The sequence below is a fragment of the Gemmobacter sp. LW-1 genome, assembly GCF_001303875.1.
Lineage (GTDB): Bacteria > Pseudomonadota > Alphaproteobacteria > Rhodobacterales > Rhodobacteraceae > Gemmobacter > Gemmobacter caeni.
Map to the genome: position 1 here is coordinate 1 of NZ_LJSC01000005.1, position 13,850 is coordinate 13,850.

Genomic DNA, 13,850 nt, shown 5'->3' on the forward strand with positions numbered 1-13,850 from the left:
CCCGATCCCGCTGCGCAAGGCCATCGTTCCGGCAGGCCAGCCGCTGCCGCCGCAACCTTCGGCCAACGAGATCAGCCCCGAGGCGCTGGCCTCGGTGCGCGAGGTGGAAAAGCGCGCCCGCAAGCTGACGCTGATGGAACTGACCGAACGCACCTGCAAATGGCCGATCGGTGATCCGGCGACCGAAGATTTCTGGTTCTGCGGCCTGCCCTCGCAGGCGGGCAAGCCCTATTGCGACGCCCATGTCGGCGTGGCCTTCCAGCCGATGAGCGCGCGGCGCGACCGCCGCCGCTGACCCGGCCTTGTGAAATTCGAACGCCCGCCCCGCAAGGTGGCGGGCGTTTTCTTCTCAACACAGTCCCCGAGTTTCACATGTCTGACATTCCGCCCATCGCTGCCGATCAGCCTGCCTTCGCCCGCCTGCTGGGTCTGAGGATCGTGTCGGCCACGCCCGACCGGGTGGAGGCCGAACTTGAGGTGACCGAGGCTCTGGGAAACCGGAACGGCGTTCTGCATGGCGGCGCCATCATGGGCCTCGCGGATAATCTGGGCGGGACGGCGACCTTCCTCAACCTGCGCGAGGGTGAGGGGACGGTGACAGTGGAAAGCAAGACCGGCTTCTTCCGCCCCGTGCCGCTGGGCACCACCGCCCGCGCGGTGACCGAGCCGCTGCACAAGGGGCGCAAGACAATGGTGTGGCAGACCCGCATCCTGCGCGAGGATGGCAAGCTGGCGGCGATGGTTACGCAGACCCAGATGGTGCTGCGGCCCGAGGACAGGTGAAAACCCGACACTCAGAATGCAAAAGGCCCCCGAAACCGGGGGCCTTTTTGACATTTCGGAACCTCAGGCTTTCACAGGGCTGCGATAGCTCATCCGCCGCACCGATCCGGTTTTCGACCGCATCAAGAGCGTCTCGGTCGTCACCCAGCCCGGCTCGCGCTTGATACCCGACAGGATCGAACCATTGGTCACCCCGGTCGCGGCAAAGATCACATCGCCGGTAACCATCTCGTCACGGGTATAAATCCGGTTCAGATCGGTGATCCCGGCACTGGCGGCACGGGCACGTTCATCATCGTTGCGGAACAGCAGCTGGCCATAGATCTGGCCGCCCATGCACTTCAGGGCCGAAGCTGCCAGTACGCCCTCCGGCGCCCCGCCCGACCCCATATACATGTCGATGCCGGTCTTGTCGCTTTCGGCGCAATGGATCACGCCCGCCACATCGCCATCGGTAATCAGCCGGATCGCCGCGCCGGTGCCGCGCACCTCGGCAATCAGCGTCTCGTGGCGCGGACGCTCCAGGATGCAGACGGTGATATCGCCCGGTGCACAACCCTTGGCGCGGGCCAGCGCCTCCACACGCTCCGCCGGGCTCATCTCCAGTGTCACGGTGTCGGGCGCATAGCCCGGACCGATGGCCAGCTTTTCCATGTAAACATCGGGCGCATGCAGCAACGTGCCGCGCGGCGCCATGGCGATCACGGTCAGCGCGTTCGGCATGTCCTTGGCGGTCAGCGTGGTCCCTTCCAGCGGATCGAGCGCGATATCCACAGCCGGGCCGTTGCCGGTGCCGACTTCCTCGCCGATATACAGCATCGGCGCCTCGTCACGCTCGCCCTCGCCGATCACCACAACACCGGCAATGTCCAGGAGGTTGAGCTGATCGCGCATCGCATTGACGGCCGCCTGATCCGCCGCCTTCTCGTTCCCCCGGCCGATCAGCGTCGCCGAGGCAAGTGCTGCCGCCTCGGACACGCGGGCGAGTCCGAGGGAAAGCATCCGATCCTGAAACTGAGCCGCATCGGCCATGAAAACCCCCATTGTCTGCCCCGTATGGAGGCCGGTTAAAGACTTTGCCCTGTCCTAGCCGCCGCAAGCCCTGCCCGCAAGGATGGTTCCGCTAACGCACTGGCGCGGCCTGCCCGCTTACAGTTCCTCGATGCGGATGGCGACGGGCTGACCAACAAGCACGCCGGTCTGCGCAAAGCTTGTGAGTGCATGTGCCACATCGGCCGGGGCCGCTTTGTGCGTGACAAAGATGACGATGGCATCGTCATCTTCCTCGCCCGGCTGGTTGATCTGGCGCATCTGGTCGATGGAGATGCCCGCCTCGCCCAGACAGGTGGCGATCTTGGCCAGGGCGCCGGGTTTGTCCAGCAGCGTCATCCGCAGGTAATAGGGCGCGGGGGTCGCGGCCTTGGCCGGAACCGCCGGAACCAGCGTGGCGGCAGGCCGCCCGAAGGTCGGCAGTCGCAGACCGCGCGCGATGTCGATGACATCGGACATCACCGCGCTGGCGGTCGGGCCCTCGCCCGCGCCGGGGCCGCGCAGCACGATCTGGCCCACACTGTCGCCTTCCAGCATCACCATATTGGTGCCGCCTTGCAGCTGGCCAAAGGGGCTTTCGGCAGGCACAAGGCACGGGGTCATGCGCTGTTCCAGCCCGCGTCCCGACATCTGCGCCACGCCGAGGAGCTTGATGTGATAGCCCATGTCGTCGGCCAGTTCGATATCCTCGATCGAGACATTGCCGATGCCTTCAAGCTCTACCGCGTCGAAGGCGACGCGGGTGCCGAAGGCGATGGCGGCCAGCAGCGACAGCTTGTGTCCGGCGTCGATCCCGCCCACATCAAGGTTCGGATCGGCCTCAAGATAGCCCAGTTGGCGGGCTTCCTCGAACACGGTTTCATAGGGCAGGCCTGCGTTCTGCATCCGGGTCAGGATATAGTTGCAGGTGCCGTTCATAACGCCCATGACACGGGTGATACGGTTGCCGGCCAGACCTTCGGTCAGCGCCTTGATGACGGGGATACCCCCCGCCACCGCCGCCTCGAACCGGATCACGCGGCCCGCGGCCTCGGCCGCTTCGGCCAGCGCCTGCCCGTGATGCGCCAGCAGCGCCTTGTTCGCAGTCACCACATCCTTGCCCGCTGCGATGGCGGCCTCGGTCGCAGCTTTCGCCGCGCCCTCATGCCCGCCCATCACCTCGACGAACACGTCGACATCTTCGCGCTGCGCAAGAGCAACCGGATCGGTTTCCCAGGCATAGGCCGAAAGATCGGCATCGCGGTTCTTCGTGCGGTCCCGCGCCGAAACGGCGGTAATCACCACGGGGCGGCCAGTGCGCGCAGTGATCAGATCGGCATGTTGCTGAACGATCTTCACCACTCCGATGCCGACGGTTCCAAGACCGGCGAGCCCGAGACGCAGGGGCTGAACCATAATATGCTCCGTGATTTGTCTGTCCGTCTGTTAGCCCGTTCAACCGCCCTGCGCAATCGGGCTGGCGTCAGCCGTCCGTTGCCGGGGTCGGCTCCGGCGTCGTCAGACGCAGCGCGCGCAGGGCAGCCGCACGGGACTGCAGCGCGGCGGCACGACCCGCCAGACCATCCGCCGCGTTGACCGGCACAGCATCAAGCTGCGCCTCTGCCAGAAGCGTATCAATCGGCTGAAGCGCGGGGGCCGGTCCCGCAGGGGCGGCAGGCGGCGCCAGTTCCGGCATGGCCGTGCAGGCCGCAAGGGCCAGCGGCGCAACAAGGAAGGGGCGGAAAGCATTCATCGGCAGGTCCGGCGCTGGCATCGTGCCGCCTATCCTTACAGGGAGGCCGGGCCTTTCGGCAAGCCAGAGCCGCGGCCCGGAAAGGGCGGGCTTGAACTGAACATGCGTTCAGATAGCATGGACACATGGCACGCAAGACCGGCTCACATTCCGAAATCACCGGCCCCCGCATCCGCGCGGCGGCTGAACACCTGTTCGCCCGGCACGGCTATGCCGCCGTTTCCATGCGACAGATCGCAGCCGAGGTCGGGGTGCAGGCCGGGGCGCTGTATCTGTACACGCCCGACAAGCAAAGCCTGCTGGCCGATCTGATGCGCGACCATCTGGACGGTCTGCTGGCCGCCTGCGCCGCCCTGCCCCCTGTCAACGGCCCCGAGGCCCGGCTGGATCAGTTCGCCCGGTTCCATATCGGCTATCACATCGACCGGCCCGACGCGGTTTTCGTTGCCTACATGGAATTGCGCAATCTGGAGCCTGCCAATTTCACCGCCATCGAAGCCCTGCGACGCCGCTACGAGAATATGCTTGAGGCGATCCTGCGTGATGGCCGCGCCGCCGGGGTCTTTGCGGTGCCCGACACCAAGCTTGCCACGCTGGCGCTGATTGCCATGCTGACCGGGGTGACGAACTGGTATCGCGAGGGCGGTCGCCTTGGTCGCGCCGAGGTCGAGGCGATCTATGCCGCCATGGCACTGAATGCGGTCGGAGCCTCCCCCTTGCCGACCCGCTGAATGCCCCCGATGCGCGGCGCTCTGCCACAGCGGCCGCTCCGCCACGGCACAATCCTCCCGTCAGTGTTTACACGCGCACGGTGATGGCCTAGCTGAAACGGGGCCGGAAGACCGCGACAGGCAGCATTTTCAAGATGATCTCATCCACTCTCACTTTCCTGCGCCGAAGCTTTCCGATCCTGCTGGGTATCGGGTTGTTCGGGCTGGGTCTTTATGCGCTGTATCACCTGCTGCGGCCGGTCGATCCGGCGGATGTGATGGCACATATCCGTGCAACCCCGTGGCACAGCCTGATCGGCGCGGTTCTGGCAACAGCGGTCGGCTATGCGGCGCTGGTGGGTTATGATGTCTTCGCGCTGCATTTCATCGGACACCGGCTGCCGTGGCGGGTCGTGGGGCTGGGCGGTTTTCTGGGCTATGCCTTCGGCAATACCATCGGCGTCAGCATCGTTTCCGGCGGGGCGGTGCGCTATCGCATCTATTCCGCCTTCGGGCTGAATGCCTTCGAGGTGGCGGCGGTTTCAGCCTATATCGCCATGGCGCTCGGCACCGGCCTGACGCTGATCGGCCTGGCCGCGCTGGCGGTGCATCCGATGGCGGCCTCGGACGTGCTGCCACTGTCCCCCGGCCTGGTCCGCTGGGGCTCGCTGGCGGTTCTGGTGATCTCGGTCGCGGTGATCGTGTTCATTTCCTGGGGCAACCGCTCCCTGAAGGTCTGGCGGTTCGACCTGCGCCTGCCGCCGCCGCGCAGTCTGGCCGGGCAGCTTGCGGTGACGCTGATCGACGTGGTGGCAGCGGCCTATACGCTCTGGGTGCTGATGCCCGCCGGCACCCCCGATTTTGCATCCTTCGTGGCGATCTACGCTATCGCCATGATGATCGGCATTCTGAGCCACGTCCCCGGCGGCGTCGGTGTGTTTGAAACCGTGGTCATCGGCACCCTGCCTCCGGAAGTGCCCGTCAGTGAGGCTGCCGCCGCGCTGCTGATGTTCCGAATGATCTATTACATCCTGCCCTTCGTGCTGGGCTTCGTCATCGTTTCGGTCAACGAGGCGCGGATGGCGGGCGGGTTCATCACCCGGCTGATGGGGCGCCTGCCTGCACAAAGCCGCCCCGTGACCGAGGCTCTGGGCGGCGTGGTGCCCTCGCTGGTGGGGCTGGTGACCTTCGGCTTCGGGGTCTATCTGCTGATGGCCTCGCTGATCCCGTCGGTTCGGGGGGATGCGATGGCGGACCGCGACGTCATCGCGGCCCTGCTGATCGAAGGCGGCACGCTGGCCTCCGCTGTGGCCGGGGTGCTGCTGCTGATCCTGTCGCACGGTCTGGCCCGGAGGGTGGAGGCCGCGTTCTGGCTGACTCAGACCGTGCTGGCGGGCGGCCTGGTTGCCTCGCTGCTGAACGGGTTTGATGTGGACAGCGCGCTGCTGCTGGGGGCGGGCCTGCTGCTGCTGTTGCCATTCCGGGGAGCCTTCCACCGTAAGGCCAAGCTGACCGAGGGTGTATTCAGCCCGGCATGGTTCGCGCTGGTTCTGGGGGTCGTGCTGGCGGCGGCGGTGTTCTTTTTCTTCGTCCACCGCACCACGCCCTATTCCAACGATCTGTGGACCGAAATCGCCCATGGCGCCAATACGCCCCGCGCGTTGCGGGCCGGGCTGGTCGCCTCGGCCATCCTGCTGTTTTTCGGCATTTATCTGGCGCTGCGCCCGGTGCGCAGCCGCCCGGTACGCGCGCAAGATCCCGGCGTGCTGGAGCGCGCAGCGGCCATCGTGGCGGCGGCGGGCGATCCGCAGGGCTGTATCGGCCTGTCGGGTGACAAGCGTTTTCTGTTCTCGGATGCCGGTGGCGCCTTCATCATGTACGGCGTGCAAGGCGCGACCTGGGTCGCGCTGAGCGATCCCGTCGGCCGCCCGGAGGAGGTGCCTGACCTCTGCTGGGCCTTCATCGACCAGGCGCAGCGCGCCAATTGCCGTCCGATGTTCTACGAGGTCGGGCCCCAGCATCTGCCGGTCTATGTCGATCTGGGCATGGCGCTCCACAAGGTCGGCGAAGAGGCCGTCATCCCGTTGCAGAATTTCAGCCTGTCGGGCGCCGCCTTCAAGTCCCTGCGCGCCACCCACAACCGGCAGGAGCGTGACGGCCTGCGGATGGAACTTCTGACACCGCCGCATGACGCCGCGCTGCTCGCGGAACTGGCCACGGTGTCGGAGGCCTGGCTCGGCGGCAAGACCGCACGCGAAAAGGGCTTTTCCGTCGGACGGTTCGAGCCGTCCTATCTGGCCCGCTTTCCGATCGCCGTGGTGCGGCGCGCGGCGGACGGGCCGATCCTCGCCTTCGCCAATGTGCTGGCTCCGGGTGACGGGCGCCGGGTGTCGGTGGACCTCATGCGCTATCTGCCCGATGAGGCTTCAGGCATGATGGAATTCCTGTTCCTGACGCTGATGGAACATTACCGCGATCTGGGCGCGACCGAATTCAGCCTTGGCGTCGCGCCGCTGGCGGGCCTGTCGGAGCGGTCGGTCGGGCGGCTGTGGAACCGTTTCGGGCGGCTGATCTATCGCCATGGCGGGGCTTTTTACAATTTCGCGGGCCTGCGTGCCTTCAAGCAGAAGTTCCACCCGGACTGGCAGCCGCGCTATATCGCCGTACCACCCGGACTTTCACCCACACGGGCGATGACCGATGTTGCCCTGCTGATCGCAGGCGGGGCGCGCGGGCTGTTGCGCAAGTGATTGAAATAACATCTGCGCGACTTCACGCCATCAACGCCCCTGCGCGGCCCCCGGCGCATTGCGCTGTGCCCAAGCGCAGCCTAATCTGGCGTATCGGCCAGTCAGCGGAGATTTGAATGCGCCTCGGACCTACCGCCCTCGTCCTTGCCCTTGCAGCCCTTGCGGGCGCGCCGCTGGCACGGGCCGAAACAGCCCCCGCGCAAACGACCGAGACCGCACCCGCCCCGGAACAGCCGGTGGATGCCGGCGCCTATCTGGCCGCCCGTGTCGCCGCCACGGACAGCAATTACGCCGAGGCGGCAGGCTGGTTTGCCCGCGCGCTCGCGAAGGACCCGCAGAACACCGATATGCTGAATGGCGCCATCGTCGCCACCATGGGTTCGGGTGATTTCGAGGCTGCGGCGCGCTATGGCCAACAGCTTGTCGATCTGGGGGGCAAAAGCCAGTTCGCCAGCCTCGCCCTGCTGGCCGACGAGGCCAAACGCGGAGATTACGCCGCCATCGTAGCGGCTATTGCCAAGGGGCAAAGCACCAATACGCTGTTCGACCAGCTGGTCGGCGCCTGGTCCGAGGCCGGTCAGGGCCGGATGACCGAGGCATTGGCCGCGTTCGACAAGGCCGCCGAGGCAAAAGGTGCCGCCCTCTTCGCGCGCTATCACAAGGCGCTGGCGCTGGCATCGGTCGGTGATTTCGAAGGGGCAGACAAGATCCTGTCGGACCCTGCCCTCGCCCCCCTGAAAACCGTGCGCCGCGCTTTGCTCGGTCATGCCCAGATCCTCAGCCAATTGGAACGCAATGCCGATGCCGTCGCGCTTCTGGACGGCGCTTTCGCGCAGGGGCAAGATCCGGCGGTCGATGAGATGCGCGCACGTCTGGATGCGGGCGAGCCTGTGCCCTATGCCATCGCAACCAACCCTGCCGAAGGCGTGGCCGAGGCCTTCTACACCATGGCCGTGGCGCTGAATGGTGAGGCGGACAACAGCTATACCCTGATCTATGCCCGCACGGCTGCCTGGCTGCGCCCCGATCACACCGAGGCGGTGCTGATGTCGGCGAGCCTGCTGAATGCGGAAGGCCAGCATGATATGGCCGCCGCAACCTTTGCGCTGGTTCCGAACACCGCGCCGGAATTCTATATGGCTGAACTGGGCCGGGCCGACACCCTGCTGGCCAGCGACCGCACCGATGCCGCGCTGGAGGTGCTCCAGAACCTTGCCCGTACCTATCCGAAGCTTCTCAGCGTGCAGATCGCCTATGCCGACCTGCTGCGTCGCGAGGATCGGTTCGAGGATGCGACCAAGGGCTATGACGCCGCCATCGCGCTGGTCGGCACCCCGACCGCCCGCGACTGGCCGCTGTTCTTCAGCCGCGGCATCTGTCACGAGCGCCAGAAACGCTGGGATCAGGCTGAGGCCGATCTGCGCAAGGCGCTGGAACTGAGCCCCGATCAGCCGCAGGTGCTCAATTACCTCGGCTACAGCTTTCTTGAACTGAACAAGAACCTCGACGAGGCGCTGGACCTGATCAAGCGCGCCGTCGCCGCGCAACCCGACAGCGGGTATATCACTGACAGCCTGGCCTGGGCCTATTTCCGCCTTGGCCGCTATGACGAGGCGGTCGAGCCGATGGAAGCCGCCTCGCTGATGGAGCCGGTGGACCCGATCGTGACCGACCATCTGGGCGATGTCTATTGGGCGGTCGGTCGCAAGCTGGAAGCGCAATTCCAGTGGCGCCGCGCCCTGTCGTTCGACCCCGACGAAAAAGAGGCGAAGCGCATTCGCCGCAAGCTGGAAATCGGGCTGGACCGCGTGCTTGCCGATGAAGGCGCAGCCCCGCTGGGCAAGGTCGATGCTGCCGAAAACGATCACTGAATTCGCTCATGCCAAGATCAACCTCTGCCTGCATGTCACCGGACAGCGGGCAGACGGTTATCACCTGCTGGACAGTCTGGTTGTCTTCGCCGGGATCGGCGACGGGCTCCGCGCGACCCCGGCGGACGGGCTAAATCTGCGGATCACGGGGCCTTTTGCAGCGGGCGTGCCTGCCGGTGACGATAATCTGGTCCTGCGCGCGGCACGGCTGGTGGCGGGCGACATGGGTGCCGAACTGGTGCTGGACAAGCGCCTGCCCCCGGCCAGCGGGATTGGCGGCGGGTCGGCTGATGCGGCGGCGGCCATCCGCGTGCTGCTGCGGCTTCAGGCCATGGCAGGGCGAATGCCGGTCATGGCACAGGCGCAGGCCGATGCGGTGGCCGCGCTGGGGGCGGATGTGCCGGTCTGTCTTGCCTCGCATCCTGCCCGGATGCGTGGCATCGGAGAGAAGCTGGACTGGCTGCCGCCGCTGCCCGAAGTGCATGTGGTTCTGGCCAATCCGCGCGTCGAGGTGCCGACGCCAGCGGTTTTCAAGACCCTGCCCCATAAGGAAAACCCGTCTCTGCCCGAGGCTTTGCCGGGATGGATCGACGCCGCCGCGCTGGCGGATTGGCTGCGCGAGACCCGCAATGATCTGGAGGCCCCCGCCCGGACCATTGCCCCGGTGATCGGCGATGTGGTCAGCGCGCTGGCGGCCCTGCCCGGTGCGCTGTTCGCGCGCATGTCAGGATCGGGCGCCACCTGTTTCGCACTGTTCGCGAAGGAGGCCGAGGCGATTGCGGCGTCCGAGGCTCTGGCAGCAGACCAGCCCGAGTGGTGGGTCGCGTCGGGCCTGATCTATCCGGGACGGGCCGATATGGCTCAGTTGATCCGCGCGACCACATAGGCAGCGAGATCCGACAGCATGCCGCGCAGCGGATGGTCGGGCAGCGTGTCGATGGCGGCCCGCGCCTTTGCGGCCCAGGCCAGCGCATCGTCGCGCGCCGCTTCCATCGCGCCATGACGGACCATGATGGCCAGCGCCTGCTCCAGATCACCGTCTTCCTGACGGCCCTTTGCTATCGTGCGCTCCCAGAAGGCAAGCTCTGCCGCATCGGCCTGCGCCACGGCCTTGATCACCGGCAGGGTCAGCTTGCGCTCGCGAAAATCATCACCCACATTCTTGCCGATGGCGGCAGAGGTGCCGCCATAATCCAGCAGGTCGTCAGCAATCTGGAAGGCAATGCCAAGCGCATCCCCATAGGTATAAAGCGCCTGCACCTGTTCAGCCGAAGCTCCTGCGATGACGCCACCCACCTCGGTCGCGGCAGAAAACAGCGCCGCCGTCTTGCCGCGCACGACTTGCAGATAAATGCTTTCCGTTGTCGCAAGATCCTGCGCTGCCGTCAGTTGCAGCACCTCGCCTTCGGCAATCGTGGCGCTGGCGTTGGACAGAATCTCCATCACCCGCAGCGAGCCCGTCTCGGTCATCAACTGAAAGCTGCGGGCGAACAGGTAATCGCCGACCAGAACCGAGGATTTGTTATCCCACAGCAGGTTGGCCGTCGGACGCCCGCGCCGCTGGGTGCTTTCATCCACCACATCGTCATGCAACAGGGTGGCGGTGTGGATGAATTCCACCGTCGCCGCCAGATGGATGTGGAACGGGCCGTCATAGCCACACAGCCGCGCCGCCGCCAGCGTCAGCATCGGGCGTAACCGCTTGCCCCCGGCCTCCACCAGATGCGCGGTGACCTCGGGAATGCGCGGCGCATGTTCAGACGCCATTCTGGCGCGGATCATGGCGTTCACCGCCTCCATATCGGCGGCCAGCCATTCGCCAAGGCGATCATGCGGTTTCTGTGCAGCCTCGTCCAACCCCATATCGCCCCCGTTCATCCCCTCGACAAGCGCGCCTTTTGCCGACATTGCTGCGACATGAAGGAAATCCTGCGCAGCACAGACCCGACCGTCATCGCCTTCGCCACGACCCTTCTTGAGGGCGAGGGTATAGCGGTGTTTCCGCTCGACGTCCACATGAGCATCCTTGATGGAAGCCTTGGCATTCTGCCGCAGCGGCTGATGGTGGCGGACCGTGACCTTTTCATCGCGCGCGCCGTGCTGCGCGACAATGAGATCGACCCGGGGAGCTGATGTTTTCCGACGCGGACCTCAGTGATGACAAGTTTCTGTGCGGAAAGCTGCGATTGTGGCAGCCGCTGAAAGGCTATCGCGCGGCGACAGATCCGGTGCTGCTCGCCGCCGCCTGTCCGGCAGAGGCGGGGCAGAGCGTGCTGGATCTTGGCTGCGGTGCCGGGGCCGCCTCCTTATGTCTGGGCTGGCGTGTGCCGGGCCTGCGTCTTGCCGGGCTGGAATTGCAAGCCGACTATGCTGATCTTGCCCGCCGCAACGCCGCCCGCAACGGCATCGCGCTGGAGGTGGCAGAAGGCGACCTGCGCGACATGCCGCGCGATCTGCGCCGCGACTTTGACCATGTGATCTGCAACCCGCCCTACTACCCGCCTGGCGGCACCCCCTCGCCCGTCGCCGGCCGCGCACTGGCCATGCGGGTCGAAGCTGTCGCTGTGGGAGAATGGGTCAGCACCGCCGCGCGTCGGCTGCGCCCGGGCGGCTGGCTGACCATGATCACCGGCACCGATGCCCTGCCCGACCTTCTGTCGGCACTTGGCACGCTCGGCTCGGCCAGTGTATTGCCGCTGGCCTCCCGCGAGGGCCGCGCCGCGCGCCGGTTGATTCTGCGCGCCCGCAAGGGCGGGCGGGCACCTTTCCGGCTGCTCGCACCCTTTGTCATCCATCACGGCGCATCACATGAGGGCGACCGCGAAAGCTATACCCCCGCCGCGAACGAAATCCTGCGCACCGGCGGCGACCTTTCGGCGCAGTTCGGCTAATTGCCCGAAAATGCCGCGCCGCAGCGGTGACATTTTGATGACAAGCGAATGAATCCGTGGTGCAATCAACCTGTCGAACACAAAACAGGAGGCTTTGATGACCGTCGCTTCGCATATTGTCGAGCTGAGGAGAAAGCACGAACACCTGTCCGAAATGGTTGAGCGCGCCCAGCGCGCGCCCGGAAGTGACGATCTCGAAATCGCGGCGCTGAAAAAGCAGAAGCTCAAGCTCAAGGAAGAGATTGAGCGGCTGTCTCACGCCTGACCGCGTTTCGCGCCGGGCCGCGCCGATCTTGACCGCGCGGCCAGCGCAGCCCCTCCGGTGATCAGAACCGCCGAGACAAGCAGTGTCAGCGATGGGGGCGCGATACCGGCAATCACCAGCGCCAGCGTGGAGAGGAGCGGCGCAGCATAAGAGGCGACTCCAAGCAACTGGATGTCGCCTTTTTTCATGCCGATATCCCATGTGAAAAACGCCAGCCCCACTGGCCCAAGCCCCAGCGCCAGCACCGACAGCCAGCCTGTCGCGGTTGCGGGCCAGACCGTCTGTTCGATGGCCAGATGCGCAATCGCTGACAGCAGCGCCGTCGCAAGGCAATAGACTGCCACCGCAGCCGTCGGCACCTGCCCGAAGGCGCGTGAAGCGACCGAATAAACTGCCCAGGTGATCGCGCAACCGAAGGCCAGCAGAAGCCCCGTCACATTGGCCTGCCCGCCGTCGCGGCCCAAAACGATCAGCGCCGCCCCGGCGAAGGCGATCAGCGCGCCGAGGATATGCCCCGCGCGCAAACGCTCGCCCGGCAGAAGGCCCGACAGCAGCACGATGAAGAGTGGCCAGAGATAGGCGATCAGCCCGGTTTCTGCAGAGGGCGCGATGCGGAAGGCGGTGAAATAGAGGGCGTGATACCCGAAAAGCCCGATGGCGCCGAAGAGATAGACATACCACGGCACACGGCGCAGCACCGCGCCCTCGCCGCTGGCGAGAACGCGAACCAATCCAAGGCCACCGCCAATGGCGAAGCAGATCGCATTCAGCAGAAAGGGCGGCACCGGCGCCGAACCGATAGTGAACAGCGCAAGCAGTGCCCAAAGCAGCACTGCACTGAATCCGATGGCGGTCGCCCTGCCCTGTGTCATCTGCCCCCGCAAATTTCTTGCAAGAAATTTGCAAAAATCTTTCAAAGATTTTTGCGTCCGACCGCAGGTCTAGGCAAAGAAAAAGGCCCGCGCAAGCGGGCCTTTGAGCGATTGTGTGAACGGGTCAGACGAAGAACTGGCCGCCATTGGCGCTGATGGTCGCGCCAGTGATGAAGCCTGCGTCCTCGGCCGCAAGGAAAACCACGCAGCGCGCGATTTCTTCGGGCTCCCCCAGACGACCGACCGGGATCTGCGGGATGATGCGCTCGTTCAGCACCTTTTCATCAATCGCGCGGACCATCTCGGTGCCGATATAGCCCGGACAAATTGCATTGACGGTGATGCCCGCCCGCGCGCCCTCTTGCGCCAGCGCCTTGGTGAAGCCCAGATCGCCCGCCTTCGCCGCCGAATAGTTCGCCTGCCCCGCCTGGCCTTTCTGCCCGTTGATCGAGGAGATATTGATCACGCGCCCGAATTTGCGGTCACGCATTCCCGACCACAGCGGATGGGTCATGTTGAACAGGCCGGTGAGGTTGGTATCCATCACCTCCTGCCATTGCGCACGGGTCATCTTGTGGAACATCGCATCGCGGGTGATGCCCGCATTGTTCACCAGAACCGATACCGGACCCAGTTCTGCCTCGACCTTGGCGATACCGGCCGCGCAGGCATCGTAATCGGCGACAGACCATTTGTAGGTGGGAATGCCGGTTTCCTTGGTGAAGGCGGCGGCGGCATCGTCATTGCCAGCGTAATTCGCCGCAACGGAATAGCCCGCATTCTTCAGCGCGACCGAGATCGCCGCACCGATGCCGCGCGACCCGCCGGTGACCAGAGCAACTTTCGACATGATTCCTCCTTGAAATGTCTGCTTGGAATCTTGCTATCGGACAGAGCGCGCCTTCGCAACAATGTTGCGAAAGTTT

General features: G+C 65.4%; 15 protein-coding genes. 9 read left to right on the plus strand and 6 right to left on the minus strand.

What is annotated here, in order from left to right; genetic code table 11:
* Positions 1–295: GcrA family cell cycle regulator (locus AO684_RS00145; RefSeq protein ID WP_304437858.1), on the plus strand; the 295-nt coding region annotated here is incomplete at its 5' end.
* A gap of 77 nt (positions 296–372) precedes the next feature.
* The gene (locus AO684_RS00150; RefSeq protein ID WP_054300722.1) at positions 373–783 is read left to right on the plus strand and encodes a PaaI family thioesterase; all 411 of its coding nucleotides are present in this window, start codon (positions 373–375) and stop codon (positions 781–783) included.
* Positions 784–846: 63 nt separating this feature from the next.
* On the opposite strand, the gene glpX is transcribed toward AO684_RS00150, so the two are convergent.
* The 3 genes from glpX to AO684_RS00165 form a co-directional block, all read right to left on the minus strand.
* Positions 847–1,815 carry a class II fructose-bisphosphatase gene (gene glpX / locus AO684_RS00155; protein WP_054300869.1) on the minus strand — a complete coding sequence of 323 codons (969 nt, stop codon included), beginning with the start codon at positions 1,813–1,815 and terminating at the stop codon, positions 847–849.
* 117 nt (positions 1,816–1,932) lie between these two features.
* Entirely contained in the window at positions 1,933–3,228 is a 1,296-nt protein-coding gene (locus tag AO684_RS00160) for a homoserine dehydrogenase (RefSeq protein ID WP_054300723.1), read from the minus strand.
* Between the two features lie 67 nt (positions 3,229–3,295).
* Positions 3,296–3,586, minus strand: coding sequence for a hypothetical protein (locus AO684_RS00165; RefSeq protein WP_054300724.1), 291 nt, complete (start codon positions 3,584–3,586; stop codon positions 3,296–3,298).
* 104 nt (positions 3,587–3,690) lie between these two features.
* Here AO684_RS00165 and AO684_RS00170 point away from each other — a divergent pair, with 104 nt between their 5' ends.
* The 4 genes from AO684_RS00170 to AO684_RS00185 all read left to right on the plus strand — a co-directional run bounded on the left by AO684_RS00170 (position 3,691) and on the right by AO684_RS00185 (position 9,782).
* On the plus strand, positions 3,691–4,296 hold the full coding sequence (locus tag AO684_RS00170) for a TetR/AcrR family transcriptional regulator (protein WP_054300725.1): 606 nt from the start codon (positions 3,691–3,693) through the stop codon (positions 4,294–4,296).
* 134 nt (positions 4,297–4,430) lie between these two features.
* Complete coding sequence (mprF, locus tag AO684_RS00175; RefSeq protein ID WP_054300726.1) at positions 4,431–7,025, plus strand: bifunctional lysylphosphatidylglycerol flippase/synthetase MprF; 2,595 nt, start codon at positions 4,431–4,433, stop codon at positions 7,023–7,025.
* 116 nt (positions 7,026–7,141) lie between these two features.
* Entirely contained in the window at positions 7,142–8,896 is a 1,755-nt protein-coding gene (locus AO684_RS00180; RefSeq protein ID WP_054300727.1) for a tetratricopeptide repeat protein, read from the plus strand.
* Positions 8,889–9,782 carry a 4-(cytidine 5'-diphospho)-2-C-methyl-D-erythritol kinase gene (locus tag AO684_RS00185; RefSeq protein ID WP_054300870.1) on the plus strand — a complete coding sequence of 298 codons (894 nt, stop codon included), beginning with the start codon at positions 8,889–8,891 and terminating at the stop codon, positions 9,780–9,782. Before AO684_RS00180 ends, AO684_RS00185 begins: the two co-directional genes overlap by 8 nt.
* Here the strand turns inward: AO684_RS00185 and AO684_RS00190 are convergent.
* The gene (locus tag AO684_RS00190) at positions 9,758–10,759 is read right to left on the minus strand and encodes a polyprenyl synthetase family protein (RefSeq protein WP_054300871.1); all 1,002 of its coding nucleotides are present in this window, start codon (positions 10,757–10,759) and stop codon (positions 9,758–9,760) included. The two genes, AO684_RS00185 and AO684_RS00190, sit on opposite strands and share 25 nt — an antisense overlap.
* A gap of 54 nt (positions 10,760–10,813) precedes the next feature.
* Here AO684_RS00190 and AO684_RS00195 point away from each other — a divergent pair, with 54 nt between their 5' ends.
* The 3 genes from AO684_RS00195 (at position 10,814) to AO684_RS21150 (ending at position 12,052) form a co-directional block, all read left to right on the plus strand.
* Positions 10,814–11,029: a DUF2007 domain-containing protein gene (locus AO684_RS00195; protein WP_054300728.1), complete on the plus strand. Its 216-nt coding sequence runs from the start codon at positions 10,814–10,816 to the stop codon at positions 11,027–11,029.
* Complete coding sequence (locus AO684_RS00200; RefSeq protein ID WP_054300729.1) at positions 11,029–11,787, plus strand: tRNA1(Val) (adenine(37)-N6)-methyltransferase; 759 nt, start codon at positions 11,029–11,031, stop codon at positions 11,785–11,787. The genes AO684_RS00195 and AO684_RS00200 overlap by 1 nt, the downstream gene beginning before the upstream one ends.
* Before the next feature lie 97 nt (positions 11,788–11,884).
* Positions 11,885–12,052, plus strand: coding sequence for a YdcH family protein (locus tag AO684_RS21150; RefSeq protein ID WP_082400616.1), 168 nt, complete (start codon positions 11,885–11,887; stop codon positions 12,050–12,052).
* On the opposite strand, the gene AO684_RS00205 is transcribed toward AO684_RS21150, so the two are convergent.
* Both AO684_RS00205 and phbB read right to left on the minus strand, forming a co-directional pair.
* Positions 12,043–12,924: a DMT family transporter gene (locus AO684_RS00205; protein ID WP_054300730.1), complete on the minus strand. Its 882-nt coding sequence runs from the start codon at positions 12,922–12,924 to the stop codon at positions 12,043–12,045. The two genes, AO684_RS21150 and AO684_RS00205, sit on opposite strands and share 10 nt — an antisense overlap.
* Before the next feature lie 124 nt (positions 12,925–13,048).
* Positions 13,049–13,774 carry an acetoacetyl-CoA reductase gene (gene phbB, locus AO684_RS00210; RefSeq protein WP_054300731.1) on the minus strand — a complete coding sequence of 242 codons (726 nt, stop codon included), beginning with the start codon at positions 13,772–13,774 and terminating at the stop codon, positions 13,049–13,051.
* Between the last annotated feature and the right edge of the window lie 76 nt (positions 13,775–13,850).

Excerpts from the sequence above, each read along its gene's own strand:
- AO684_RS00160 (WP_054300723.1), bottom strand. The coding sequence starts at position 3,228 with ATGGTTCAGCCCCTGCGTCTCGGGCTCGCCGGTCTTGGAACCGTCGGC.
- AO684_RS00200 (WP_054300729.1), top strand. The coding sequence starts at position 11,029 with ATGTTTTCCGACGCGGACCTCAGTGATGACAAGTTTCTGTGCGGAAAG.
- glpX (WP_054300869.1), bottom strand. The coding sequence starts at position 1,815 with ATGGCCGATGCGGCTCAGTTTCAGGATCGGATGCTTTCCCTCGGACTC.
- AO684_RS00195 (WP_054300728.1), top strand. The coding sequence starts at position 10,814 with ATGAAGGAAATCCTGCGCAGCACAGACCCGACCGTCATCGCCTTCGCC.
- AO684_RS00170 (WP_054300725.1), top strand. The coding sequence starts at position 3,691 with ATGGCACGCAAGACCGGCTCACATTCCGAAATCACCGGCCCCCGCATC.
- AO684_RS00205 (WP_054300730.1), bottom strand. The coding sequence starts at position 12,924 with ATGACACAGGGCAGGGCGACCGCCATCGGATTCAGTGCAGTGCTGCTT.
- AO684_RS00180 (WP_054300727.1), top strand. The coding sequence starts at position 7,142 with ATGCGCCTCGGACCTACCGCCCTCGTCCTTGCCCTTGCAGCCCTTGCG.
- mprF (WP_054300726.1), top strand. The coding sequence starts at position 4,431 with ATGATCTCATCCACTCTCACTTTCCTGCGCCGAAGCTTTCCGATCCTG.
- AO684_RS21150 (WP_082400616.1), top strand. The coding sequence starts at position 11,885 with ATGACCGTCGCTTCGCATATTGTCGAGCTGAGGAGAAAGCACGAACAC.
- AO684_RS00150 (WP_054300722.1), top strand. The coding sequence starts at position 373 with ATGTCTGACATTCCGCCCATCGCTGCCGATCAGCCTGCCTTCGCCCGC.
- phbB (WP_054300731.1), bottom strand. The coding sequence starts at position 13,774 with ATGTCGAAAGTTGCTCTGGTCACCGGCGGGTCGCGCGGCATCGGTGCG.
- AO684_RS00165 (WP_054300724.1), bottom strand. The coding sequence starts at position 3,586 with ATGCCAGCGCCGGACCTGCCGATGAATGCTTTCCGCCCCTTCCTTGTT.
- AO684_RS00190 (WP_054300871.1), bottom strand. The coding sequence starts at position 10,759 with ATGGGGTTGGACGAGGCTGCACAGAAACCGCATGATCGCCTTGGCGAA.